Origin of the sequence: Bradyrhizobium sp. AZCC 1610, from assembly GCF_036924515.1 — a bacterium.
Lineage (GTDB): Bacteria > Pseudomonadota > Alphaproteobacteria > Rhizobiales > Xanthobacteraceae > Bradyrhizobium.
The window spans coordinates 4,375,914-4,398,559 of sequence record NZ_JAZHRR010000001.1 but is presented as its reverse complement, the minus strand read 5'-3'; the positions used below and the strand labels follow the sequence as shown (position 1 = coordinate 4,398,559).

General features: G+C 63.2%; 25 protein-coding genes. 15 read left to right on the top strand and 10 right to left on the bottom strand.

Features of this window, described 5'->3' with window-relative positions; translation table 11 throughout:
* Window positions 1-18: 18 nt before the first annotated feature.
* Window positions 19-453 (bottom strand): hypothetical protein, encoded by a 435-nt coding sequence (locus tag V1279_RS21910; protein ID WP_025588929.1) that lies wholly within the window; start codon window positions 451-453, stop codon window positions 19-21.
* A gap of 70 nt (window positions 454-523) precedes the next feature.
* Here V1279_RS21910 and V1279_RS21905 point away from each other — a divergent pair, with 70 nt between their 5' ends.
* On the top strand, window positions 524-1,129 hold the full coding sequence (locus V1279_RS21905) for a hypothetical protein (RefSeq protein ID WP_334440013.1): 606 nt from the start codon (window positions 524-526) through the stop codon (window positions 1,127-1,129).
* Window positions 1,130-1,238: 109 nt separating this feature from the next.
* Entirely contained in the window at window positions 1,239-1,832 is a 594-nt protein-coding gene (locus V1279_RS21900; protein ID WP_334446517.1) for a YdcF family protein, read from the top strand.
* 2 nt (window positions 1,833-1,834) lie between these two features.
* Here V1279_RS21900 and V1279_RS21895 read toward each other — a convergent pair whose 3' ends face one another.
* A complete protein-coding gene (locus V1279_RS21895) occupies window positions 1,835-3,175 on the bottom strand; it encodes an aminotransferase-like domain-containing protein (protein ID WP_334440010.1) in 1,341 nt (446 codons plus the stop codon).
* A gap of 179 nt (window positions 3,176-3,354) precedes the next feature.
* Between V1279_RS21895 and V1279_RS21890 the strand changes: the two genes are divergently transcribed.
* Window positions 3,355-3,591 carry a DUF1127 domain-containing protein gene (locus tag V1279_RS21890; RefSeq protein ID WP_334440007.1) on the top strand — a complete coding sequence of 79 codons (237 nt, stop codon included), beginning with the start codon at window positions 3,355-3,357 and terminating at the stop codon, window positions 3,589-3,591.
* A gap of 38 nt (window positions 3,592-3,629) precedes the next feature.
* Here V1279_RS21890 and V1279_RS21885 read toward each other — a convergent pair whose 3' ends face one another.
* Both V1279_RS21885 and V1279_RS21880 read right to left on the bottom strand, forming a co-directional pair.
* Window positions 3,630-4,055, bottom strand: a complete 426-nt coding sequence (locus V1279_RS21885; RefSeq protein ID WP_334440004.1) for a universal stress protein — start codon at window positions 4,053-4,055, stop codon at window positions 3,630-3,632.
* A gap of 160 nt (window positions 4,056-4,215) precedes the next feature.
* The gene (locus tag V1279_RS21880; RefSeq protein ID WP_334440002.1) at window positions 4,216-4,770 is read right to left on the bottom strand and encodes a SixA phosphatase family protein; all 555 of its coding nucleotides are present in this window, start codon (window positions 4,768-4,770) and stop codon (window positions 4,216-4,218) included.
* 94 nt (window positions 4,771-4,864) lie between these two features.
* Between V1279_RS21880 and V1279_RS21875 the strand changes: the two genes are divergently transcribed.
* The 5 genes from V1279_RS21875 (at window position 4,865) to V1279_RS21855 (ending at window position 12,689) form a co-directional block, all read left to right on the top strand.
* Complete coding sequence (locus V1279_RS21875) at window positions 4,865-6,319, top strand: NAD(P)/FAD-dependent oxidoreductase (RefSeq protein WP_334440000.1); 1,455 nt, start codon at window positions 4,865-4,867, stop codon at window positions 6,317-6,319.
* Between the two features lie 72 nt (window positions 6,320-6,391).
* On the top strand, window positions 6,392-6,892 hold the full coding sequence (gene msrB / locus V1279_RS21870) for a peptide-methionine (R)-S-oxide reductase MsrB (RefSeq protein WP_334439997.1): 501 nt from the start codon (window positions 6,392-6,394) through the stop codon (window positions 6,890-6,892).
* A gap of 185 nt (window positions 6,893-7,077) precedes the next feature.
* Complete coding sequence (locus V1279_RS21865) at window positions 7,078-8,886, top strand: flagellar hook-basal body complex protein (protein ID WP_334439994.1); 1,809 nt, start codon at window positions 7,078-7,080, stop codon at window positions 8,884-8,886.
* Between the two features lie 34 nt (window positions 8,887-8,920).
* Entirely contained in the window at window positions 8,921-10,804 is a 1,884-nt protein-coding gene (gene flgK, locus V1279_RS21860) for a flagellar hook-associated protein FlgK (RefSeq protein ID WP_334439991.1), read from the top strand.
* 7 nt (window positions 10,805-10,811) lie between these two features.
* Entirely contained in the window at window positions 10,812-12,689 is a 1,878-nt protein-coding gene (locus V1279_RS21855; protein WP_334439989.1) for a flagellar protein, read from the top strand.
* A 73-nt stretch (window positions 12,690-12,762) separates the two neighbouring features.
* Here V1279_RS21855 and flbT read toward each other — a convergent pair whose 3' ends face one another.
* A complete protein-coding gene (flbT, locus tag V1279_RS21850; protein ID WP_334439986.1) occupies window positions 12,763-13,191 on the bottom strand; it encodes a flagellar biosynthesis repressor FlbT in 429 nt (142 codons plus the stop codon).
* A gap of 311 nt (window positions 13,192-13,502) precedes the next feature.
* On the opposite strand from flbT, the gene V1279_RS21845 reads away from it, so the two are divergent.
* From V1279_RS21845 to V1279_RS21835, 3 genes are all read left to right on the top strand, one after another.
* Window positions 13,503-15,773: a DUF1522 domain-containing protein gene (locus V1279_RS21845; RefSeq protein WP_334439983.1), complete on the top strand. Its 2,271-nt coding sequence runs from the start codon at window positions 13,503-13,505 to the stop codon at window positions 15,771-15,773.
* A gap of 317 nt (window positions 15,774-16,090) precedes the next feature.
* Window positions 16,091-16,456 (top strand): flagellar biosynthesis regulator FlaF, encoded by a 366-nt coding sequence (gene flaF / locus V1279_RS21840; protein ID WP_334439981.1) that lies wholly within the window; start codon window positions 16,091-16,093, stop codon window positions 16,454-16,456.
* A 23-nt stretch (window positions 16,457-16,479) separates the two neighbouring features.
* On the top strand, window positions 16,480-16,845 hold the full coding sequence (locus V1279_RS21835; RefSeq protein ID WP_334439979.1) for a hypothetical protein: 366 nt from the start codon (window positions 16,480-16,482) through the stop codon (window positions 16,843-16,845).
* A gap of 18 nt (window positions 16,846-16,863) precedes the next feature.
* Here V1279_RS21835 and V1279_RS21830 read toward each other — a convergent pair whose 3' ends face one another.
* The 4 genes from V1279_RS21830 to V1279_RS21815 all read right to left on the bottom strand — a co-directional run bounded on the left by V1279_RS21830 (window position 16,864) and on the right by V1279_RS21815 (window position 19,417).
* A complete protein-coding gene (locus V1279_RS21830) occupies window positions 16,864-17,244 on the bottom strand; it encodes a hypothetical protein (protein WP_334439977.1) in 381 nt (126 codons plus the stop codon).
* Window positions 17,245-17,425: 181 nt separating this feature from the next.
* Window positions 17,426-17,917, bottom strand: a complete 492-nt coding sequence (locus tag V1279_RS21825) for a hypothetical protein (RefSeq protein WP_334439975.1) — start codon at window positions 17,915-17,917, stop codon at window positions 17,426-17,428.
* A 19-nt stretch (window positions 17,918-17,936) separates the two neighbouring features.
* Complete coding sequence (gene flgJ, locus V1279_RS21820; protein WP_334439972.1) at window positions 17,937-18,293, bottom strand: flagellar assembly peptidoglycan hydrolase FlgJ; 357 nt, start codon at window positions 18,291-18,293, stop codon at window positions 17,937-17,939.
* Window positions 18,293-19,417: a flagellar basal body P-ring protein FlgI gene (locus V1279_RS21815; protein WP_334439969.1), complete on the bottom strand. Its 1,125-nt coding sequence runs from the start codon at window positions 19,415-19,417 to the stop codon at window positions 18,293-18,295. Before V1279_RS21815 ends, flgJ begins: the two co-directional genes overlap by 1 nt.
* Before the next feature lie 266 nt (window positions 19,418-19,683).
* Here V1279_RS21815 and V1279_RS21810 point away from each other — a divergent pair, with 266 nt between their 5' ends.
* A complete protein-coding gene (locus V1279_RS21810; protein ID WP_334439966.1) occupies window positions 19,684-20,097 on the top strand; it encodes a flagellar assembly protein FliX in 414 nt (137 codons plus the stop codon).
* 2 nt (window positions 20,098-20,099) lie between these two features.
* Here V1279_RS21810 and V1279_RS21805 read toward each other — a convergent pair whose 3' ends face one another.
* The gene (locus tag V1279_RS21805) at window positions 20,100-20,489 is read right to left on the bottom strand and encodes a winged helix-turn-helix transcriptional regulator (protein WP_334439963.1); all 390 of its coding nucleotides are present in this window, start codon (window positions 20,487-20,489) and stop codon (window positions 20,100-20,102) included.
* 114 nt (window positions 20,490-20,603) lie between these two features.
* Between V1279_RS21805 and V1279_RS21800 the strand changes: the two genes are divergently transcribed.
* The 3 genes from V1279_RS21800 (at window position 20,604) to V1279_RS21790 (ending at window position 22,639) form a co-directional block, all read left to right on the top strand.
* Window positions 20,604-21,215: an NAD(P)-dependent oxidoreductase gene (locus V1279_RS21800; protein WP_334439961.1), complete on the top strand. Its 612-nt coding sequence runs from the start codon at window positions 20,604-20,606 to the stop codon at window positions 21,213-21,215.
* A gap of 200 nt (window positions 21,216-21,415) precedes the next feature.
* The gene (dksA, locus tag V1279_RS21795) at window positions 21,416-21,781 is read left to right on the top strand and encodes an RNA polymerase-binding protein DksA (protein WP_092509290.1); all 366 of its coding nucleotides are present in this window, start codon (window positions 21,416-21,418) and stop codon (window positions 21,779-21,781) included.
* Between the two features lie 69 nt (window positions 21,782-21,850).
* Window positions 21,851-22,639, top strand: a complete 789-nt coding sequence (locus V1279_RS21790) for a 2-keto-4-pentenoate hydratase (RefSeq protein ID WP_334439958.1) — start codon at window positions 21,851-21,853, stop codon at window positions 22,637-22,639.
* Window positions 22,640-22,646: the final 7 nt, after the last annotated feature.

The window sequence follows — 22,646 nt, the reverse complement described above, 5'->3', positions numbered from 1 at the left end:
TTCTCAAGTCTTGTTTTTCTAAGCTTTGCGCAACGCGAAATGCGCGCCGCAGAACGCCATTGCCGCGCCGAGGCATAAGGCCGCAAGGCCTGCCAGCACGCCCGAAATGGTCGGGACGGGGCTCGGCGCCGAGGCGGCCTGTCCCGCGCCGGCAAGGATCAGTACGCCGACGGCGATCAGGAACTGCCGCATCCGCTGCGGAATTTGGCCCGAGGCCGCGCTGTGCATCAGGTTGGCGGTAAAATAGCCGCCGGAAAAGCCGACGGTTGCGATCAGCCACCACGCGATCGCCGCGCCCGCCGGCATGAACTCGCTGGTATCGGATCGCCACAGGCCGCCGAGATCAAGCCCGTAACGCGCGCCCAGCATGTGGACGGCCAGCGCCAGCAGCACTCCGGAAACTATCGCGCCGGCCAGGATCAGGCGGCGCGGAAAATAAGTCGTCTCGGCCATGGCCCGCTTGTAAGGTAAAGCCGGCTCGCCGCGCAAGCAGGCGGTTTCAAACGACACGGGATATTTTGGATTGCCGACATCACTACCGAACCAGGTCAGCGAAGGCGAGGGCGCGCGCACGATCAGCTACGTCTACAAGGCGTCACTGATCTCGTCGGCGTATCAATTCGAACTGACGGATTCCGGATTGTCGTGGCGGATCGGCCGCCGGTCCGGCGTGTGGCCGTATGCCGACATCGCTTCGATCCGGCTGTCGTATCGACCGATGTCGATGCAATCCCGTCGCTTTCGCGCCGATATCGCAAGGGCCGGCGGCGGACGGATCGCCATCCTTTCGACGACCTGGCAGACCGTCTCGCTGATGACGCCGCAGGACCAGGGCTACCGCGCCTTCATCACCGAGTTGCATCGAAGGATGAAGGCGGCAGGCAGCAAGGCCTCCCTGACCGGCGGCATCGGGACGGTGACCTATGCCGCGGCGGTTGTGATGCTGGCGTTGCTGACCATCGCCATGGTCGGGCTTCTCGTCCGGGCGCTTGCGACTTCCGAATTCACCGGCGCGTTGTTTCTGGTCGGCATGGCGGTCTGGTTTGCCTGGACCATCGGCGGCTTCATCAAGCGCAATCGGCCGCGCAGATATTCGTTCGACGCGCTTCCCGAGACGCTGCTGCCGTAGCCGGATCCGCAATCAAGCGACACGAAATGTGATTTCGCGAAGCGCCGCGGGGCACGGCACTCTGTGCGGCGTTCCTCAAAGCAGGCGAGTTGCCGTGACGACCCCAACGATGCGATCGCCGACGGAAGCCGAGATTGCCGCGATCAATGCGCGGCATCTGATCGAGACGCCGCTACGGCCGGCCGATCTGCTGTTCGTGTTCGGCACGCGCGAGGACGTCGACGAGCGCGTCGATGAAGCCTGCCGGCTGTGGCGCGAAGGGTTTTTTCGCTGGGCGATCGTGAGCGGCGGCGTGACGCCGGGATCCGATCTGTCGGAATGCGAGATCATTGCCGGTGCAATGGCCGCGCGCGGCGTTCCTGCCGACATCATCCTGAGAGAGGACCGCGCGATGAACACCGGCGAGAACGTGATGTTCTCGCTGCCGATCATCGACCGAACGCTCGGGATCGCCAACATCCGCAGCGTGATCTGTCTCGGCAATACCTGGACGGCGCGCCGCTACCCGATGACGCTGCATCGGCATTGGCCGGAAGTGGAGAAGATGCTGGTCATGGTCGACAGTTTCAGGACGCCGCGGGCGCTCTGGCATACCGACGCCGAATTCTGCCGCCGCATGCTCAAGGAATGGAACAAGATCGAGCCGTACAAGGCGAGGGGCTTTATCGCGGAGTGGCCGGCATGCGAAACACGCGATCGATAGCTCTACTCGGTCGTATCGACGTCTTCTTTCGCCGTCAGCATTCCCGAGAGCGTGCGCAGCGCCAGATCGAGCTGTTCGGTGCTGGGGGCGCCGAGCGCGAGGCGGACGGCATTGGGGGCATGGCCGGGGATCACGGCGAAGGTGGTCGAAGGGGTCAGCGCGATGTCGCGCCGGGCCGCGGCCGCGACGAATGTCTGCGAGCGCCAATGCTGGGGCAGGGTCAGCCACAGATGGTAGGATTTGACGTTGGCCTGAACCTCGAAGCCGGCGAGGTATCTGGCCGCCATCTGCTGGCGCCGCGCCGCATCGATCCGTTTCAGGCGTGACAGCTCGGCCACCGTGCCGTCAGCCATCAGCCGTTGTCCGGCGGCAAAGGCAAATCCGGAAGCCGTCCATCCGCCCGATCGAACCGCGGCCATGATGCGCTCGCGCAGGCGCGGCGGCGAAACGATGAAGCCGAGCGCAAGGCCGGGCGCCACCTTCTTCGACAGGCTGTCGAGCGTGATGCAGCTATCCGGCGCGAGCGCGGCCATCGGCGTCTCTTCATCGAGAAAGCCATAGACCGTATCCTCGATGACGGTGAGGCCGAGCTTCTCGACGACGCGCAGCAAATCGGCCCGCCGCGACGGCGGCATGGTCATGCCGAGCGGATTTTGAATCGTCGGCTGAATGTACAGCGCCGACAAATGCGCTTCGCGGTGAGCCTTCTGCACCGCGTCCGGGCGAACGCCGTTCTCGTCCATCGCAAGCGGCACCAGCGTGACGCCTAACCTGGCGGCGATGTCCTTGATGAAGGGATAGGTCAGCGCCTCGACGCCGCAGCGGCCGCCGTTTGGCACCACCGCCGCCAGCGCCGCGGCGATGCATTGTCTGCCGTTCGCGGTGAAGACGAGTTGATCGGGAGCCGGGGACCAGTCCTCGCGGGAGAGAAACTCGGCGGAAATTGTCCGTGCCGCCAGCGTGCCCGTCGTGGTCGAGTGCCGCAACGCGAGATCGAGCATTTCGGGGCGCTCCAGCCCCGCAAGGCTTCTTGCGATCATCGCCGATTGTGTCGGCAGGATCGGATAGTTCACTTCCAGATCGATGCGTGCGCCGCGCGGCTCAGTCGGCATGGCGATGCCGCGGCGCGTCTCGCCTGAAACGAACGTGCCGCGCCCGACTTCGCCGACCACGAGGCCGCGGCGCAACAGCTCAGTGTAGACGCGGCTCGCGGTCGAGACCGCGATCTTCCGCTCATAGGCAAAGCTGCGCTGCGGCGGCAGGCGGTCGCCGGGCCTGAGCGCGCCATTGGCGATCTCGGCGGCGACGGTATCGGCAAGCTTCAGGTACTCGAACTTCGACATTATTGCACCGAGAGCAATGTTTTCCTTGCACCGAGCAATGTATCGGATCATTTTGGAACCATCAAGCCAGAGATTGCACTGAGAGGGGTGCAAACAATCGGTCCATTAAGGTGCAAGCGCTCTCGCAAGCGTTTGCGCCGGCGGCAGCGGCTTGCCGCGTGAAAGCAAGGAGAAGTGCGATGACCACGATCTATTCGACGGCAGGCCAGCCTGCTCCCCAAAGCTTGGCAGGCGGAGTTTTCCGCGTCCTCGGAGGCTGGGTGAATGGCATCGTCACCTATTTTGCGCACCGCCACGCCATCCAAACCCTGAGCGAACTGGACGACCGTGCGCTCCGCGACATCGGGATCGAACGCAGCCGGATTGAATCGGCCGTGCGCGGCACCGTCGATCCGGACTTCGGCCGCATCATGTGAAGACGTCAGGCGTCGCGGCTCAGCGGCGCCGTTACGTCTCAGTGCCGCACCACCAGCACCGAACATCTGGCGTAGCGCACGACGTGGCCGGCGTTGGAACCGAGGAAATAGGTCCGCATCGCCGGCCGGTGCGAGGTCATCACGATCAGGTCGGCCTTGATCGCCGCCGCCTCTTCGAGGATCTCGTGGTAGATGCCGCCCTGCCGCACCGCAGCGGAAATGCGTGACGCCTCGATGCCGGATTCCTTCGCCACGATGGTGAGCGCTTCTTCCGAGGTGGCGCGCTGCTGGGCGTCGAAATCGGCCGGCACATATTCCGCCAGCATCACCGGCGTCATCGGCAGTACGTTGAGCAGGCGCACCGAGCCGTTCCAGGTCTTGGATAGCGTCGCAGCCGTTGCGATTGCGGGCTTGGCCAGTTCGGTATCGGCCAGATCGATCGGCACGAGAATCGACTTGAACATCTGCGCCTCCTGGCCCGGGCCCCGTTCGGCCCTGATTTATCAGGACTGGGCTCTAGCCTTTTGTTTTGACGCGTTTTCTTTTACGCGAACTTGTTCTTAATTCGCTCGAAAACCGTGTCGTGAAGAGCCTAGCATGGCGGGGCAGGGATGTCCGCCTGCCTCAGTCGTCCAGCGCCTGCTTCAGCAATTTTGGGCTGGTGAAGCGCACGAGCTTGCCGCGGCGGAACGCCACTTCATTCCAGTCGTCGATCGCAAAATCCAGGATGGCAAGGCCAGCGGTCGGCAGATTGTCCTCAAGTGACTTCTTCGCCGCTGCGTCGCCGCTTCCGGCGAGCATCAGCGCCAGCTCATGCATGCCGGGATTGTGGCCGATCAGCATCAAGCGCGCGGGATCGGTGACCTCGGCCATACGGATGATCCGCAGAAGCTGCGCCGGCTCGGCGCCGTAGAGTTCGTCGAGCAATTCGACCTGTGGCTGCGGAAGCCGTTCCCGCACTGCATCCTTCATCGCATCGCGTGCGATCTCCCAGGTCTGGCGCGACCGCACTGCGGTCGAAACCAAAACGGCATCGGGATGGGGCGGATGCCGGCCGATCCAGGTTCCGATGGCGGCGGCATCCAGCCGGCCGCGCTCGTCGAGACGGCGGTCCTGGTCATGGCCCGAAGGCGCGTCGTGTTCGGTCTTGGCGTGACGCAGCAGCATCAAACGGCGCATGGGCGCGATCTCGATTCGGTCTTAGTCTCGACTAATCTACAAGCTCATGTCGCGGACAAGGTGACAAGCGCCGCAGCGGTCCGTAAGAAACGCCATGCCCGAGACTTTCACAAGTGCGACCAACGGCCCCGACGACGACGCGCCTTTTCGCTCGCGTCTGTCATTCGACCTTGATGTTGACATTTGCGTGGTCGGAGCCGGACTTGCCGGCCTCACGGTGGCGCTGGAGGCCGCGCGCCTCGGCGCCAGCGTGGCCGTGCTCGAAGGCCGGCATGTCGGCTGGAACGCGTCCGGCCATCAGCTCGGCACGGTGATGCCGGGCTACAGTCTTCCGATCGGCGACCTGATCGAGCGCGTCGGCCTGGATGACGCGCGCGAGCTGTGGGCGATGTCGAAGGAGGGCGCCGATTACGTTCGCGCCGCCGCCACCGAAGAGGCGATGCCGGGAATTACACTGACCGAGGGCGCGCTGGAGGTCTCTACTGTCGACGCCGGCGAAACGCTGATCAGCCGGCTGCAGACGCTGAGCGGGGATTTCGAGACCGAGGTCGAGGGATGGCAGGTCGATCGCGTTCGCGATCAGCTCGGGACCGCGCGCTATTTCCACGGCATCTATTATCCGCGCGCGTTCCAGATCGACGGCCGCAAATACATCCACGGTCTTGCCGCGCAGGCGAGGCGGGCGGGCGCGCGCATCTTTGAGAATACGCCTGTCGTCAGCATCGACCCGTCAGGGATTCGCAAGCGCATCGTGACGCCGTCGGCGCGGCTGCGCGCATCGCACATCGTGCTGGCCGGCAACGTTCACCTCGGCGCCCCGCTGCGCCGCCTGTCGGAGACGCTGCTGCCGGTCTGGCGCTATGCCGCGGTAACGGAGCCGCTCGGCGAGCGGCTGGGTGAGGTGATCGCCTTCAAGGGGTCGGTGGCCGACAGTGACGGCATTGATCATTTCCGGATCGTCGACGGCGGCCGGCTGATGTGGGCTAGCCCGGAAACCACCTGGGAGGCACGGCCACGCCGCTTTGGACCCGCTATTCAGCGCCGCATTGCGACCGTCTTCCCAAGGCTCGGCAAGGTCGCGATATCAGACGTGTTCGGCGGCGCGGTCGGGGTGACCGTGCACGGCATGCCGCAGATCGGCCAGCTGCGCAAAGGACTGTGGGTCGCCAGCGGCTTCGGCCGCCATGGGCTGAATACCTCGGCAATGGCGGGGCAGGTCATCGCGCGCAGCATTCTGTGGGGCGAGGAACGCTGGAAACTGTTCTCGCCGTTCGAACTGGTCTGGGCGGGCGGCGCCACCGGCCGCGTCGCCGGCCATCTGATCGGGCTGTGGGGGCGGGGCCATTCCGCCGCGGCCGGCGCGCTGGCCCGTTACCGCGAAGGCGCCCGCGCCCGGGAAAGCGTGCGCGAGGCACGATTGGCGGAGGCCAACCGGCAGGCCGGAACCAGGCCGCCGCGCGGTCCGCCGGCTGGGCCGCGCCCGGTGCGTCCACAGGGCGGCGGGATACCGGCCGCTCCCTCGCAGGAAAGTGAGAAAATCCGGGACTGATCCGTGTAACGTCGGCGCTTGTGGGCCGTATTTGATGGCGAACCGTTAAGCCCGCCATGCACGGAGACTTCCATGTTCGACCGCCGCATCCTGCTCGCATCCGTCGCCGGCCTGTTTGGCCTGACCGCTTTTCGCTGGCTGCGTAGCAGCCCGGCGCAAGCCGCTGAGAAATTCGAGGTGGAAAAGACCGACGCCGAATGGCGCGCACAGCTCACGCCGCAGCAGTATGAAATCCTGCGCAAGCACGGCACCGAGCGGCCGGGTTCGAGCCCGCTCCTGAAAGAAAAACGCAAGGGCATCTATGCCTGCGCCGGTTGCGATCTGCCGCTGTTCTCTTCGGACACCAAATATGAGAGCGGCACCGGCTGGCCGAGTTTCTGGAAGCCGCTCGACAACGCCCTTGGCGAAACCAAGGATACGACGTTCGGGATGGCGCGCACGGAAGTCCACTGCCGCCGCTGCGGTGGACATATGGGTCACGTCTTCGACGACGGACCGAAGCCGACCGGCTTGCGCTATTGCATCGACGGGTTTGGGCTGGTGTTTCACCCGGCAGGGCCATCGGCTTCGTAAGGGCTGCCCGGCAATTGTTGCCCGCCCGGCAAATGTGCCCCGGTCTTCGGATCGGGGCTTTTTTCTTAAGTATTTGATTTTTGTTGATTTTATAGTTTGGCACAACGCTTGCGACATCTTCTCCCGACGCGGCCTCGGTTTCCCTGGATCGGCGAGCCGCCCGGATCGAATTTGGAGAAAATGTCATGGGTATCTTCGGCGCTCTCACCACCGCGGTCGGCGGCCTCCGCGCCAACTCCTACGCGCTGGAAAACGTCTCGGGCAACATCGCCAACTCGCAGACCACGGCATTCAAGCGCGTCGACACCTCTTTCCTCGATCTCATTCCGCAAACTTCCAGCACCGCGCAGCTCGCCGGCGGCGTGACCACGCAATCCCGCTCCACCAACTCGGTGCAGGGCGACGTGCAGACGGCCTCGGTTGCCACCTTCATGGCGATCAACGGCAACGGCTTTTTTGCGGTGCAAAAGCCCGGCAACTTTACCGACGGCACGCCGGTGTTCGACGGCGTCGACCGTTATACCCGCCGCGGCGACTTCCAGATCGACAAGAGCGGCTATCTCGTCAACGGCGCCGGCTATTATCTGCAGGGCGTGCCGATCGATCCGACCACTGGCAACCCTTCCGGCAGTTCGCCACAGGTCCTCCGATTCCAGAACGACTTCCTGCCGGCGCAGGAAACCACCCGCATCGATTATCGCGCCAACCTCGCCAGCTATCCGCTGACGACCAAGCATGACGTTTCCGTTCTCGGATCGGAATTGATCGCGCCGGGATCATTCACCGTCGGACGTAATCCGCTGGCGCTCGGGACGCCTTCGGCGCCCTATACGGACGCCTCCAGAAGCGGCACCGTTCAGAGCAACAAAGCGACGCCGTCGGTTGCGAACACGCTCTCGACCCTGCTCGCCGGCGCGGCCGGCACCGACTCGATCTCCGCCAATTTCGTCGCGGGCGACACCATCACGGTCAACGGCCAAACCATCACCTTCATGGCGTCAGGCGCCGCCGGCAACAACCAGATCGACGTCGGAGACAGCATCGGAACCTTGCTGGGCAAGATCGACGCGCTCCAGGGAACCGCAATCTCATCGGGAATCAACGCTGGCTCGATCACGCTGCATTCCGGCGTGGCCGACGATCTCTCGATCTCGAGTTCGAACACCGCGGCCTGGGCCGCGCTCGGCTTCACCGGCACCGTGACGGCGACGCGCGGCGGAGGCGGCGGCGTCGGTACCGGCCAGGTCATCGGCAGCGACACCTCGACATTTCTGAACGAGTCGGTAGCGGGCGGTGCGGTCACAACCTACGACGTGTCGGGCGCGCCGGTGAACCTGCAGTTCCGTTGGGCCAAGACCGACAGCACCACGCTCGGCCCTGGCCATACCGATACCTGGAACCTGTTCTATCAGGTCAATCCCAATGCAACCGGCACCCAGGTAGCGTGGCAGAACGTCAACACCAACTTCACTTTCTCGGCCTCCGGCCAGATGTCGCCGGCGGTACCGAACATCACGCTCGCCAATGCGGTCGTCAACGGTGTCGCGCTGGGTAGCCCCGTCATCAACTTCGGCACCGGCGGCGTCACCCAGTTTGCGGACGCCAACGGCAACGTTCAGGTCAACCAGATCCAGCAGGACGGTTTCCCGGCCGGCCAGTTGCAGTCCGTCGGCGTCGGCACCAACGGCCGCATCGTCGGCAACTATTCCAACGGCCGCAACCTCGACCTCGCCGAAATCTCGGTCGCGACCTTTAACGGCACCAACTTCCTCAAACGCGTCAACGGCGGCGCGTTCGAGGTAACGGACGGATCCGGACAGGCGCTGTTCGGCAAGGCCGGAACCATCGTCGGCTCGTCGCTGGAAGGATCCAACACCGATATCGCCGACGAGTTCACCAAGCTGATCGTCACCCAGCAGGCTTATTCGGCGAACACCAAGGTCATCACCACTTCCAACACGATGGTGCAGGACCTCCTGAACGTACTGCGCTGATTTCCGCGACGCGATTTGAGATGGGCAATTAGTCATGGGTTTGAGCCAAGCTCTCGCTATCGCGATGTCGGGCCTGCGTGCGACGCAAGCTTCGATCTCGCTGGTCGGATCGAACGTCGCCAATGCGGAAACGCCGGGTTACGTCAGGAAGACGGTCATCCAGGTCGCCGGTACCAACGGCGATTACGGCTCGAGCGTTCTCCTCAACGGCGTCGACCGGCAGCTCGATCAATATCTGCAGACCCAGTTGCGAACGGAAACCTCAGGCGCAGCTTACGCCGACATCCGCTCGACCTTCCTTGCCAATCTGCAGAATGTCTACGGAAATCCGGCTGAAACCGGCACCATCGAGGATTCGTTCAACAAGCTCCTGACCGCCTTCCAGGGCCTGTCGACGAGCCCGGACTCGCAGTCGGCGCGGATCGGCGCGGTCGCCGCCGCGCAGACCATGGCGCAGACGCTCAATGCGGCGACGCAGGGGATTCAGAACCTTCGCGCCAACGCCGAGATGGGCATCAACGATTCCATCACCACCGCGAACAACGCGATGGCCCAGATCGCGTTCATCAATAACCAGCTACAGAACAACGGCAAGACTGATGCGGCGACGGCGTCGCTGCTCGACCAGCGCGATCAGTACATTACCCAGTTGTCGAGCTTGATGGACATCAGAACCGTCGTCAACGACCTCAACCAGGTGACCGTATTCACGAACTCGGGCGTGCAGCTCGTCGGTACCGAGGCTGCGCAGCTAAGCTTCAATCCGCAGGGCACGATCACGCCCAACACGCTGTACAGCTCAGATCCGACCAAGAGCAACGTCGGCACCATCGCCATCAATTTCCCGCACGGCGGCAGCTACGATCTGGTGTCGACCAACTCGATTCGTTCAGGCAAGATCGCTGCCTATCTCGAGCTGCGCGACAATACGCTGGTGAAGGCGCAGGCGCAGATCGACCAATTCGCGGCGGCGATGTCGAGCGCGCTGTCGGACAAGACGACCGCCGGCACTGCTGCGCCCGCGTCCGTGCTACCGCAGGCCGGTTATGATCTCGATCTCACGGGATTGCAGTCGGGCAACGTCATGCACGTTACCTACAAGGACAACACCACCGGCATCACGCACAATCTGTCGATCGTGCGCGTCGACGATCCGAGCGTGCTGCCGCTGAGCAATACCGCAACGCTCGATCCGAACGATGCGGTGCTCGGCATCAATTTTGCCGGCGGCATGGCTTCGGTGGTTACCCAACTCAACGCCGCGCTCGGGTCGAGTGCCAATCTGCAGTTTTCGAATCCGTCCGGTTCGACGCTGCGCGTTCTGGATGACGGCGCGCCGAATCGCTCGGATGTGCTGGCGGCCTCGGTCACCACGACGATGTCCTCGCTCACCAGCGGCAACGCGCAGCTGCCGTTGTTCACCGATAATGGCGGGCTCTTTACCGGTGCGCTCACCGCCAACGGATCGCAGCAGACCGGTCTTGCGGGCCGTATCAGCGTCAATCTCGGGCTGCTCGGCGATCCCTCGCGCACCATCGTGTATTCCACCAGCCCGTTGACGGCTTCGGGCGACACCACGCGTTCCGACTTCATTCTTACGCAGCTGCAGTCGGGGAACTATCGCTATTCGCCGCAGACCGGCATCGGCACCACCGGCGCTCCGTTCACCGGCACGCTGGTCAACTTCGCCAAGCAGTTCATCAGTCAGCAGGGCGAGGCCGCGACCGCCGCCAAGCAACTCGCCGACGGCCAGTCCGTGGTGCTGAATACCCTGCAGAAGAAGGTGACCGATGCCTCGGGCGTCAATATCGACGACGAGATGGCGCATCTGCTCGCGCTGCAGAACGCCTATTCCGCCAACGCGCGCGTAATGTCGTCCATCAAGCAGATGTACGACACGCTGATCCAGGCAATGTGAGGGTTTCATGTCGATCGATGGCGTTAGCGGCAGGACATCCTATATCGGGACGTCGATCCTAAATATCCGCAAGCAGCTCGATGATCTGACGCAGCAGCTCGCCAGCGGCCGGGTCTCGACGACCTATGCAGGGCAGGGCGCCAATCGCGGCTTTGCGCTTAGTTTGCGCGCGCAGGTCAGCAGCATCGATGCCTTCAAGGATACCGCGACCAACGTCAATACCAGGCTCAACGTCGCCAACCTTGCGCTGCAGGGATTGGCCGACATCGGCACGTCGGTGAAGAGCGCGGCCGGTACGTCGACCATCGTGCTCAACAACAACGGCCAAACCTCCGGCCAGATCACGGCGCAGGCGGCGTTCTCGAATGCGGTGTCGCTGCTCAACAGCCAGACGGGCGACCGCTATCTGTTTTCCGGACGGACCACCGACACGTCCGCGACGGTGCCGGCCGACGTCATGCTCGACGGCGTGGGAACGCAGGCCGGTTTGAAGCAACTGATCAACGAGCGCCGCCAGGCCGATCAGGGCGTCGGCAACATGGCGCATCTGACGGTCTCCTCGCCGCCGTTGACGACCACCGTGACCAGCCTCGCCGAAGACGGTTCATCGTTCGGGTTGAAGCTCGGCGCGGTCAGTTCATCGCTGACGGGAGCGACCGTGACACAGCCGACCGGCGCGCCGCCGGCCGTCACCGTCGATCTCGGCGCCGTCAATCCGAACAGTGGCGACAAGATCACGTTCAACTTCAACCTGCCCGACGGCACCACCGAGTCGATCGCGCTGACCGCGACGACGACGAATCCGCCGCCGACAGGCTCATTTCTGATCGGCGTCGATACGGTTGCGACCACCGCGAACCTGCAGGCCGCATTGACGTCTTCGATCCAGACGTTGGGCGACACGGCGCTGGTCGCCGCGTCTGCGATCGCGGCATCAGACAATTTCTTCAATCCGTCCGCGACCGTCACGGGGACTGCGGTCAACAATCAGGCCACGGTGCCGGGGCCGATCACCGGCGCTACGCTGCTCTCGGGCGCTGCGGGAACGGATTCGCTGGCCGCGAGCTTTGCGGCCGGCGATACGATTACGATCAACGGCACGCCGATCACCTTCGTCGCATCCGGCGCGACCGGCAACCAGCTCAACATCACCGACAGCGTGCAGGCCTTGCTGGCAAAGATCGATTCGATCACCGGCACCGGTACGCCGTCGACCGTCACCGGCGGCGTGATAGCGCTGCACGGTGCTGACGGCGCCAGCCTGACAGGTTCCAGTTCGAACACGGCCGCGTTCGCGGCGCTGGGCTTCAGCGCCACGGCGAGTGCAAATCCGGCGCCGTTGCGCGTCAACGGTCCGCCGTTTGCCACGGCCACCAATCTGATCGGCGGCACGTCCGCCAACACCGTCTCGTGGTACACGGGCGAAGTCGGTACCGATCCGGCGCGCGGCACCGCGATCGCGCGCATCGACCAGTCGATCACGGTGCAGTATGGCGCGCGCGCCAACGAGCAGGCGTTGCGCTATGAGTTGCAGAACATCGCGGTGTATTCCGCGGTCACGACCAATGCCGCCAATCCGAACTCGAAGGCGCAGGTGAACGCGCTGCAGCAGCGGATTTCGGCAAATCTGGCGCCACAGAGCGGCCAGCAATCGATTCAGGACATGCAGGCGGAGTTCGCCGGCGCGCAGAGTGCCATCAAGGCCTCGACCGACCGCCAGACCCAGCTCAAGGGAATGGCGCAGACTATGCTCGATCAGATCGAGGGCATCAACCAGGACGAGGTCGCGACCAAGATCCTGGCGCTGCAGACCAGCCTGCAGGCCTCGTATCAAACCACGTCGATGCTCTACCAGACCACGCTGACCAAGTACCTGCCGATCTGACGAAGGCTTGTCAGCTCAAAAATGAAAAGGCCTCCTCGCGGAGGCCTTTTTCGTTTGGGCGAAGGGGCAATGGTTATGCAGACTTGCGGTCTGGCTCATTGGACGCCTGGAGCTTTCGGGCGCTTTCGAGAATCTGCTCCTCATGGCCGATCAGCTTCTTCGCTTCCTTCAGCGCGTGATAGAGATCGCCGTTCAGGATGTAGTTGTTGATCCCTTCGATGAAGGGCCACGCACTCGGCATTGCGGTCAGGATGTCGCGTACGAGGCTGAAATAGGTCGGATGGTGCGCCATCGGATCCGGTGACAGGTACATGAGCTGCACGGCAAGATAGACCAGCTTGGCCGGCGTGTCGGAGGTCTCGGGTGTGAGGATGTCTTTCTCGCGCAGGATCGGAATCCGGTCGCCGTCGATCAGCAGCCTGGCGCGCTGATCGGTGTTGGTGACCACGCAGGCACCGATGATGATTCGCTCGTGCGGTTTGAGCTCGACTTTCAAGGCCATGCCTGTTCTCCGTTTGACGCTTGTCGCGTTGTCGATTGCCCGCCGGCAGATTTCGCATCCTTTCCGATGATGGTTAACCAATGGTGAAGACGCGAGTAGTGCCCGTCTGGCGGGGCTTTTCGCGGACGACCCCGTAGGAATACGGAGTGGATTCGGACGCGGCGAATTAATTTCAAGTTCATCGTCTTTGCGAGCGACTCGTCCGATCAAATTCATTTTTTCTTAGAGACTTGCTTCCAGAGTGAGCCGTCGCCTGATCGAGAGGTCGGGAAAGTGGCTCGTTTTAGTTTCACACCAGAAAGGTATGAAAGATGTCCGGTATTGTTCTCTCGGCTTCGGTTCGCCAGAACCTCCTCTCGCTGCAGTCGACCGCCGACCTGCTCGCGACCACGCAGAACCGCCTTGCCACCGGCAAGAAGGTCAACACCGCCCTCGATAACCCGACCAACTTCTTCACCGCGCAGTCGCTCGATTCGCGCGCCGGTGACATCAACAATCTGCTCGACGGCATCGGCAACGGCGTGCAGGTGCTGCAGGCCGCCAACACCGGCATCACCTCGCTGCAGAAGCTGGTCGACACCGCGAAGTCGATCGCCAACCAGGCGCTGCAGAGCGCGGTCGGCTACTCCACCAAGTCGAACGTCTCCGCCACGATCGCCGGCGCCACCGCAACCGACCTCCGCGGCACCACGACCTATACCAGCGCCATCGCGTCCTCGAACGTTCTGTATTCCGGAAACGCCGGCGGCACGACTGCTGCGGTTTCAGGCTCGACGCTGGGCGGCGCGGTCGGCACTTTGACCGGCTCCGCTGCCATCAACGGGGCGACGGTGAAGGCCTCGCTGCTGAACGGCACTGCAGCACCGCAAGATGCCAACGCTCAGGTCAATGCGGGCGACATCATCACTGTCAACGGCAAGACGATCACCTTTGCCGCAGGCGACGCCCCCGGCGTAAACGGCTCGACCAACACCGCGCCAGCGGGCTTTACCCACCTGAACGCGAGTGCCAACAGCACTGGCAACGTCTATAGCGATGCGGACGGCAATTCGATCGTCTATCTGGGCGGAGCGTCAGGTACGCCGACGAAGGCATCGGTCGGCGACGTTATGGCCGCGATTGATATTGCCAGCGGTGTACAGAGCAACGTGGCCGGGGTTTTGACTTTGAATGCCGGCCAGACCGCCTCTACCCTCGCCGGCGGCGTCTTGGCCCTCAAGAGCTCGACCGGTGCCGATCTGTCCATCACGGGCAAGGCCGACACCCTCGCTGCGCTGAAGCTTACGGGTTCGGTCGGCGCTGGCAATGCCACGGTCGGCGCTGCCCGCACCACCGATACAAATAGCCTCGGTAACCTGATCCAGGACGGCTCGACGCTGAACGTGAATGGCAAGACCATTACGTTCAAGAACGCCCCGACGCCCGGCGCGGCGGCGGTTGCGGCCGGCTCCGGTGTCAGCGGCAACGTCGTCAACGATGGCAGCGGCAACTCGACGGTCTACTTGCAGGCGGCGACCGTGGCCGACGTGCTGAAGGCCATCGATCTCGCGACCGGCGTTCAGACCGCGACCAACGCTAGCGGTACGGCGACGGTGGCCACCGCTTCGGGCCAGACCAACTCCTCGATCAACTCGAGCGGCGCGCTGCAGATCTCGACCGGCACCAACGCCGATCTGTCGATCGTCGGCACCGGCAACGCGCTCTCCTCGCTCGGCCTCACCGGCAACACCGGAACGGGCACCAACTTCACCGCGGGCCGCACCGCGGCGGCTGGCAGCCTCTCCGGCAAGACCTTGACCTTCACCTCCTTCAACGGCGGCACGGCGGTCAACGTCACCTTCGGCGACGGTTCCAATGGCACGGTCAAGACCCTCGACCAGCTCAACGCCGCGCTGCTGGCCAATAACCTGAGCGCGACGATCGACTCGACCGGCAAGCTGACGATTTCTGCGAGCAACGATTATGCTTCGTCGACCCTCGGTTCGGCGACGGCAGGTGGAGCGATCGGCGGCACGCTGACGACCGCGATCACCTTCACAACTCCGACGGCTCCGGTGGTCGACGCTTCGGCGCAGGTCGTTCGCAGCAACCTGGTGAGCCAGTTCAACGGCATCCTGTCGCAGATCACCACCACCGCGCAGGACGCGTCGTTCAACGGCATCAACCTACTCGGCGGCGATCAGCTCAAGCTGACGTTCAACGAAACCGGCAAGTCGACCTTGAACATCAGCGGCGTCAACTTCAATGCGGCCGGTCTTGGTCTGGCGAACCTCGTCAGCGGCACCGACTTCATCGACAACTCCGCGACCAACAAGGTTGTCGCCAACCTGGCCAGCGCCTCGACGCTGCTGCGCACGCAGGCTTCCGCCCTGGGTTCGAACCTGTCGATCGTGCAGATCCGTCAGGACTTCTCGAAGAACCTGATCAACGTGCTGCAGACCGGCTCGTCGAACCTGACGCTGGCCGACACCAACGAGGAAGCGGCGAACAGCCAGGCGCTGTCGACCCGCCAGTCGATCGCGGTGTCCGCGCTGGCACTGGCCAACCAGAGCCAGCAGAGCGTGCTGCAGCTCCTGCGCTAAGCGGGACGGCAACGCCAACGATCAAGGCGGCGGGGGAAACCCCGCCGCCTTTCTTTTTGGGTGAGAACTTGTTCCAGCTCGAGAAAGAAAAGCGCCGGCGTGAGGAAAAGTATCGAAGTGGAGAATTTGGGCTTCGATCTTAATTCCATCAGAACCGATGGCCGGCATGCTGACGCAACAAATATGGATTTTTGCCGGACTGCCGACACACTTGGTAATGCTTGCTAACCATATTTAAAGGCGCAGCCTGTATGAAAGTTGGGCAGTTTTTCTCAAGTCCCGCGGTCCTGCAAAACCGCTCCCATCGAGGTTCGTGAATGTCTAATGCAGCCCAGGCCTACGCGCGTACATCTCAAACGACGACGTCCCCCCGTGAAATCGAAGCGCAGGCACTGCTGAAGGCCGCACGGCAACTGCAGGAAGTCCAGTCCAACTGGAACGGTCCCGACACAGCGATGCACAATGCGTTGCTTTTCAATCGCCGGCTCTGGTCGATCTTCATGAGCGCGGTCGAGGGAAACGAGAATCCTCAACCGATCGAAGTGCGGCAGAACATCGCGAACATCGGCGTTTTCGTGATGAAGCAGACCGTCGACATGCAATTGAATCCGGATCCGGCCAAGCTGAAATCGCTGATCGACATCAATTGCAATCTTGCCGCCGGCCTTGCTGGTCGCGGCTAACCAAATCGACCGAGTGTGCCAAGATGGCTGACCTTTGGAGCATTATATCAGCTAACTACAAGACGGTGGGATTGACCGTTCCGTCGAAGACTCCCTACGTGGCGGTCGATCCCAAGCTCTATGAAGGCACCTGGACCGGGAAATATGCCGACAACAAGACGTTCAAGTTCACGATTTCGAACGTCACCGGCTTTCGCGGCAAGGTGCAGTACCAGAGCGGCGGCACCAACAAGTTCCAGGAAGTTCTGATCAAGGACCTTTCGTTCCGGATCGGCGACACCAAGTTCACGCTATCCGCCCTTGGAAAAGCGGAGATCAAGAACGTCGTCACCGATCCGTCGAGCGGCCAGACCTATCTCGACCAGGCCTATGCATCGCGCTCAAGCTAACATCAGCCGTTACGCGTCCTAAGCCTTGCGGTCGGTTGCGCGAAGCCGCGTGGGGGCGTCCTTGGTTAAATCGAGCGCGTGGAAATAAGCCCGCCGGCGCAGCACGGCTTCCTCGGGAAACTGCTTCACCACCTGGCTCGTCCTGGTATCAATGACCTGATAAACGACGGCGCGGGCGTCGCGATCGATCACCACCTGGTTCGACACCGAAGCGCTCGAAATGGAGACGCGGACCGCGGCGGAATCGGTGCTGGCGCGCGCGCTTGAGTCAACCGCCGCGACGCTCTGGCTCGCCGGCAGTTCGGTCGCGACCGCATGTTGTGCCGCTTCGCTCACGTGCTGAACGATCGGCGCGGCAACCGGTGCCCCCACCGGTTTGATGTTGAAATCTGTACTCATGGCAGCCTCCAGGCTTGCGCGAGTCAAATCCCAACCCCTCGTCAACGCAGTATAGCCCGGCACCTGTCAACGCGGTGTTAGGGAATACGCTCAATTCCGCTCTGACGCGGGCGCGCAAATTTAGTGAAAATTGTATAGAGCTGAAGACGCCGAGGTCGCCGCTTGCAGCGACCGAGCTCGCTTACAGCGAGCGGCTGACCGAGAGCGGCGTGATGTTGCGCGGTCCCGGCGCGGTGCGTTGTCCCGACGCCGTATAGGTGCTCGGAATGTTCTTGCGCTGAATCTCGGCGTTGACGCCGCGCACGATGCCTTCGGACACCGCGTGTGCTGTCGCGAGGACGGTGAGATTAATCTGCAGCATCGCGCGGAAGGTGTCGTGATGGCGGCGCAGCGTGGTCAGCAATTCCGGCGACACCTGCGCCAGATATTTTTGCGCATTCTTTAGATTCTCGACTGCAACCATGTAGCGGCGCGACAGCTCGCCCTTCTGATCTTCCAGTCGCATCGCCTCGCGCACATTGCCGGCGCGAACCAGTTCGGTTTCGCGCTCGATGATGCCGAGCAGGCCGCTCATCACCTCCATCAGATCTTCCGCGAGCTTGCGCGCCTCAGCCGGCGTGGAGATCGCTCTTGCTGGTGCCGGCGCGGGGTTGGCCTGAGGATGCTGATTCATGTCGGGTTTTCCTTTTGGATCAGCCGGCGCGGTTGGCTTGCTGCAGGATCAAGGTGCGGAAGACATCGTTGGAAATGCCGATGCCGCCGGACTTGGCAAAGGATTTCGAATACTCATCCGTCAGCATCGAGCGCCAGACGCCGGTGCCGGTGGTGTCGCCGAACGGACCGTCGCCTTTGACGCCGGTGGTCATCTGCGAAAACATCGAGTTGAGGAACATCGCCTCGAACTCCTGGGCCTTGGCGCGCGTCTTTTTCTGCGCCTCAGGCGAAACCTTGGTCAACGCGTCGGCGAGCTGCAGATCCTTGCGGCCGTTGATCAGCGAAGTTTTGGCCTTCGAGTACCCGTTGATGCCGGCGATCGGGCTTGTTTCCATCACATCACCTCGATGTCGGCCTGGATCGCGCCGGCGGCCTTGATCGCCTGCAGGATGCTGATGAGGTCGCGCGGGCCGATGCCCAGACCATTGAGGCCGTCGACCAGTTGCTGCAGCGACACGCCGTCTTTCACAACCGCAAATTTCTTGCCGTCTTCGGAAACGCTGACGCCGGTGCGCGGCGTCACCACGGTCCGGCCGCGTGACAGCGGATTGGGCTGGCTGACTTGCGGGCTCTCCGAAATCGAGACGGTGAGATTGCCTTGCGCCACCGCCACCGTAGCCACGCGAACGTCGCGGCCCATCACGATGATCCCTGAGCGTTCGTCGATCACGATCTTGGCGGCGAGATCCGGCTCGACCTGCAGTTGCTCGATCTCGGTCAGGAAGGCGACGACATTGCCCTTGAACTCGGCGGGTATCGCGAGCTGCACCGTGGAGGGATCGATCGGCTCGGCGGTCTTGACGCCGAGGAAATCGTTGACCGCGGCCGCAATGCGCTTGGCGGTGGTGAAGTCGGCATTGCGCAGCGCCAGCCGCACATTGGGCAGGCGATTGAGCGCGAATTCGATCTCGCGTTCGATGATGGCGCCGTTGGGGATCCGGCCGTTGGTCGGCACGCCGCGCGTGACACTGGCGGCGGCCCCTTCGGCCGCGAAACCGGCGATGGCGAGCGAGCCTTGCGCGACCGCATAGACGTTGCCATCGGCGCCGAGCAGGGGGGTGACGAGCAGGGTGCCGCCCTGCAGGTTCTTGGCGTCGCCGAGCGCGGACACCGTGACGTCCATCCGCGTGCCCTGGGTGCCGAACGCCGGCAGGTTGCCGGTGACCATGACGGCGGCGACGTTGCCGGTGCGGATGGTGGCGCCGCGGATGTTGACGCCCATGCGCTCGAGCATCGCCTGCAGCGATTGCTTGGTGAAGGGGATGTTGTTGAGCGTGTCGCCGGTGCCGTTGAGGCCGACCACGAGGCCGTAGCCGATCAACTGGTTCTGCCGCACGCCTTCGATGTTGGCGAGATCCTTGATCCGCGACGTCGCGCCCGCGGACGAGGGCGATAACGCCAGCGCCAGCAGCGCCGCGCAGGTCACCCAAATCAGTCTTGCCGAACGGATGCCGGGCATCCTGTGCTCCCCTCGAGGTCTTCAACCGGACCGCTGACGTCACTCCCATGACGGCGGTCCGCCATTAACTATGCGAGGGTCATGCCATATTGCGCTTCTGAGGCAATGCCTTGATATTGCTGAATGTTCCCCGGAGCTGTGATGCCGCGGCGGCTTCACCACGATGGGCGAAACTGCCGCACGTCGGCAGATTTTGCCGGGCCGTTTACGCGTCATTAACCATAAGAGGGCGAAGGTCTCTCTACTCTCACGGCGAGACCACCTCGATGCGCATCTACGGACCGAACGGCACCACGCTTGGATCGCCCGCGAGCCACACGCGACGAACCAGTTCGACCGGCTTCTCGCTGCCGGAAACGACGGCTGCGCCCGAAGAGTTGCGCTCGGCCGCATCGCCCAAGGCCGCCGGTAACATCGATGCGCTGCTCGCGCTGCAGGGCGTCGAGGATCCGACCGAGCGCCGCAAGCGTTCGGTAGCGCGGGGCAGGGGCGCGCTCGACGTGCTCGACGAGCTCAAGATCGGACTGCTCTCCGGCAATCTCGATGCTTCCACGATGAACCGGCTGCGCGATGCCGCGGCCAATCTGAAATCCTCCTCCGGCGATCCCGGCCTCGACGCCGTGCTGTCCGAGATTGAGCTGCGGGTTGAAGTCGAGCTGGCAAAGGCCGGACAGTTCTAGATTTACGCCGCTATCGAATTGCGCGCCGCGTCGTAGCGGCGCTGCGCGTTCAACACCTCCTTCAGGTTCTTCTCCGCCCACTCCCGCAACGGATCGACCGCGCCGGCGAGCGTCGCGCCGAGCGGCGTGATCGAATACTCCACCGTCACCGGCACGGTCGCGATCGCACGGCGTTTGATCAGTCCGTCGCGTTCGAGCGATTTGAGAACCTGGCTGAGCATCTTCTGCGAGATACCTTCAATGGTGCGGCGTAACGCATTGAAACGCATCGGCTCGTCGCGCACGAGAAGCAGGATTAACACCGCCCATTTGTCGCCGACGCGATCGAGAATATGGCGCGTCGGGCAATCGGCCGAATAGGCGTTCGGGGTTTTCGAATTGGCGGCTTTCACGGCGGTTACTCCGGCGTAATCAGGTGACCAGAAAGTGCTCTCTTCACACTTACATTCTTTTCGCTATCTAGTCACTATTGGATACCACATCCGCGTATCGCACGGGAGACGTCCATGAAAATCGCCGTCATCGGCGCGTCCGGCAATGCCGGTTCGCGCATCACCGCCGAACTCGCCCGCCGCGGCCATGAGTTGACCGCCATCGCCCGCCATCCCGAAAAGATCGCTGCCCAGGCCAATGTCACGCCCACCGCGGGCGATGCCATGGACGAGGCGGGACTGGCCCGGTTGCTCGCTGGTCATGATGCCGCGATCAGCTCGATCCACTTTCTCGCCAGTGACCCGGCCAAGCTGATCGGCGCTGCCAAGGATTCGAAGGTCGGCCGCTACCTCGTCGTCGGCGGTGCGGGCAGTCTTGAAGTGGCCCCGGGCGTCCGGCTGGTCACCACCCCGGGCTTTCCCGTGGTATACAAGGCGGAAGCCGAGAAGGGCGCCGCCTTCCTCGACCTGCTTCGGGCCGAGAAGGAACTCAGCTGGACCTTCCTGTCGCCCTCGGCCCTGTTTGTGGCCGGCGAGCGAACCGGCAAGTTCCGTCTCGGGACCGACCAGCTTTTGACCTCTGCCGACGGCAAAAGCTCGATTTCCTTCGAGGACTTCGCAGTTGCACTCGCCGACGAGATCGAACGCCCGGCCCATATCCGCCAGCGCTTCACGGTCGGCTACTAAAGGACAGGCCGTCCCGATAACTTTGCCTGTGCAAGGCCTTGGGGGAGGTACCCCCAGGGAGGCGGTCTATATTGTCTGTCACAACCCGCCGCTATATAAGGCCCGCGCGGACGGACAATTTTCCGCCCCGCCTTGCACGTGAAGATGGGCTGGCCTTGGAAAAGTTGAAGAACTATCGACCCTCCGAAAAAGAGCCTTTCATGAACGACCGCCAGCGCGACTATTTTCGCGCCAAGCTGCTGGCGTGGAAGGACGAGATCTTGAGGGAATCGAAAATCACCCTGCAGACCCTTCAAGAAGAGAACGTCAATCATCCGGATCTCGCTGATCGCGCCTCTTCCGAAACCGATCGCGCCATCGAACTGCGCGCCCGCGACCGCCAGCGCAAATTGATCTCCAAGATCGACGCCGCGCTGCAACGCATTGAGGACAACACCTACGGCTATTGCGAGGAGACCGGTGAGCCGATCTCGCTCAAACGGCTGGAGGCCCGTCCGATTGCAACGCTGTCGGTGGAAGCGCAGGAGCGTCACGAGAAGCGCGAGAAGGTTTATCGCGACGAGTAGGGCAATAATGCCTGATGTCTGACCGCGTGCGGTCAGCGCTGCAGGGTGCAAACGAGAAGGCCGCCGCTGATGGACAACATTCTTGCGGCCGCACAGACCATCGCTACTGCCCGCCGCAACCGCACGCCGCTGGCCTCGCTTCCTGCTGAGCTCGCGCCCAGCGATGAAGCGGAAGGCTATCGCATTCAGCGCGCGGTCCACGACCTGCTGCTGCCGCAGACAGGCAGCCTGGTCGGCTACAAGATCGGCTGCACCAGCGCGGTGATGCAGCAATATCTCGACATCCCCCATCCCTGTGCCGGCGGCGTGTTTGCCAAGGGCGTTCACGACGGTGGCGCCAAGCTGCGCTACGGCGACTATGTCCGTGTCGGTGTCGAATGCGAGATTGCGGTGCGGCTCGCACGCAATCTTGCGCCGTCGGAAGCACCGTTCACCGCAGAATGGATGATGGAGGCGGTCGAGGCCTATCACCCCGCGATCGAGATCGTCGACGACCGTTACGTGAAATGGGAGGCGATGGGCGCGCCGACGCTTGTTGCCGATGATTTCTTCGCCGCCGGCTGCGTGCTCGGCAAGGCGGTGGCGCGTACCAAGGCGCCGGACCTGCTCACGGTCAAGGGCCGCGCCCTCGTCAACGGCGAGGAAGTGGGCCGCGGTACCGGCGCCGACGTGCTCGGCCATCCCCACAATGCGCTCGCCTGGCTCGCCAATCACCTGGCCGAGGAGGGTAAGGGCCTTCATGCGGGGCAGATCGTGCTCACGGGTAGTCTCCTGAAGACCGTATGGCTCAACGCCGGCGACAGCGTGAAGATGGAGCTCGACGGGTTGGGCACGGTGGTAGTCAATTTCCGGAATTGAGTGGCGG

Bases quoted from the DNA above. Each gene is read 5' to 3' on its own strand.
- V1279_RS21910 (WP_025588929.1), bottom strand. From the start codon at position 453: ATGGCCGAGACGACTTATTTTCCGCGCCGCCTGATCCTGGCCGGCGCG.
- V1279_RS21900 (WP_334446517.1), top strand. From the start codon at position 1,239: ATGCGATCGCCGACGGAAGCCGAGATTGCCGCGATCAATGCGCGGCAT.
- V1279_RS21895 (WP_334440010.1), bottom strand. From the start codon at position 3,175: ATGTCGAAGTTCGAGTACCTGAAGCTTGCCGATACCGTCGCCGCCGAG.
- V1279_RS21890 (WP_334440007.1), top strand. From the start codon at position 3,355: ATGACCACGATCTATTCGACGGCAGGCCAGCCTGCTCCCCAAAGCTTG.
- V1279_RS21885 (WP_334440004.1), bottom strand. From the start codon at position 4,055: ATGTTCAAGTCGATTCTCGTGCCGATCGATCTGGCCGATACCGAACTG.
- V1279_RS21880 (WP_334440002.1), bottom strand. From the start codon at position 4,770: ATGCGCCGTTTGATGCTGCTGCGTCACGCCAAGACCGAACACGACGCG.
- V1279_RS21875 (WP_334440000.1), top strand. From the start codon at position 4,865: ATGCCCGAGACTTTCACAAGTGCGACCAACGGCCCCGACGACGACGCG.
- msrB (WP_334439997.1), top strand. From the start codon at position 6,392: ATGTTCGACCGCCGCATCCTGCTCGCATCCGTCGCCGGCCTGTTTGGC.
- V1279_RS21865 (WP_334439994.1), top strand. From the start codon at position 7,078: ATGGGTATCTTCGGCGCTCTCACCACCGCGGTCGGCGGCCTCCGCGCC.
- flgK (WP_334439991.1), top strand. From the start codon at position 8,921: ATGGGTTTGAGCCAAGCTCTCGCTATCGCGATGTCGGGCCTGCGTGCG.
- V1279_RS21855 (WP_334439989.1), top strand. From the start codon at position 10,812: ATGTCGATCGATGGCGTTAGCGGCAGGACATCCTATATCGGGACGTCG.
- flbT (WP_334439986.1), bottom strand. From the start codon at position 13,191: ATGGCCTTGAAAGTCGAGCTCAAACCGCACGAGCGAATCATCATCGGT.
- V1279_RS21845 (WP_334439983.1), top strand. From the start codon at position 13,503: ATGTCCGGTATTGTTCTCTCGGCTTCGGTTCGCCAGAACCTCCTCTCG.
- flaF (WP_334439981.1), top strand. From the start codon at position 16,091: ATGTCTAATGCAGCCCAGGCCTACGCGCGTACATCTCAAACGACGACG.
- V1279_RS21835 (WP_334439979.1), top strand. From the start codon at position 16,480: ATGGCTGACCTTTGGAGCATTATATCAGCTAACTACAAGACGGTGGGA.
- V1279_RS21830 (WP_334439977.1), bottom strand. From the start codon at position 17,244: ATGAGTACAGATTTCAACATCAAACCGGTGGGGGCACCGGTTGCCGCG.
- V1279_RS21825 (WP_334439975.1), bottom strand. From the start codon at position 17,917: ATGAATCAGCATCCTCAGGCCAACCCCGCGCCGGCACCAGCAAGAGCG.
- flgJ (WP_334439972.1), bottom strand. From the start codon at position 18,293: ATGGAAACAAGCCCGATCGCCGGCATCAACGGGTACTCGAAGGCCAAA.
- V1279_RS21815 (WP_334439969.1), bottom strand. From the start codon at position 19,417: ATGCCCGGCATCCGTTCGGCAAGACTGATTTGGGTGACCTGCGCGGCG.
- V1279_RS21810 (WP_334439966.1), top strand. From the start codon at position 19,684: ATGCGCATCTACGGACCGAACGGCACCACGCTTGGATCGCCCGCGAGC.
- V1279_RS21800 (WP_334439961.1), top strand. From the start codon at position 20,604: ATGAAAATCGCCGTCATCGGCGCGTCCGGCAATGCCGGTTCGCGCATC.
- dksA (WP_092509290.1), top strand. From the start codon at position 21,416: ATGAACGACCGCCAGCGCGACTATTTTCGCGCCAAGCTGCTGGCGTGG.
- V1279_RS21790 (WP_334439958.1), top strand. From the start codon at position 21,851: ATGGACAACATTCTTGCGGCCGCACAGACCATCGCTACTGCCCGCCGC.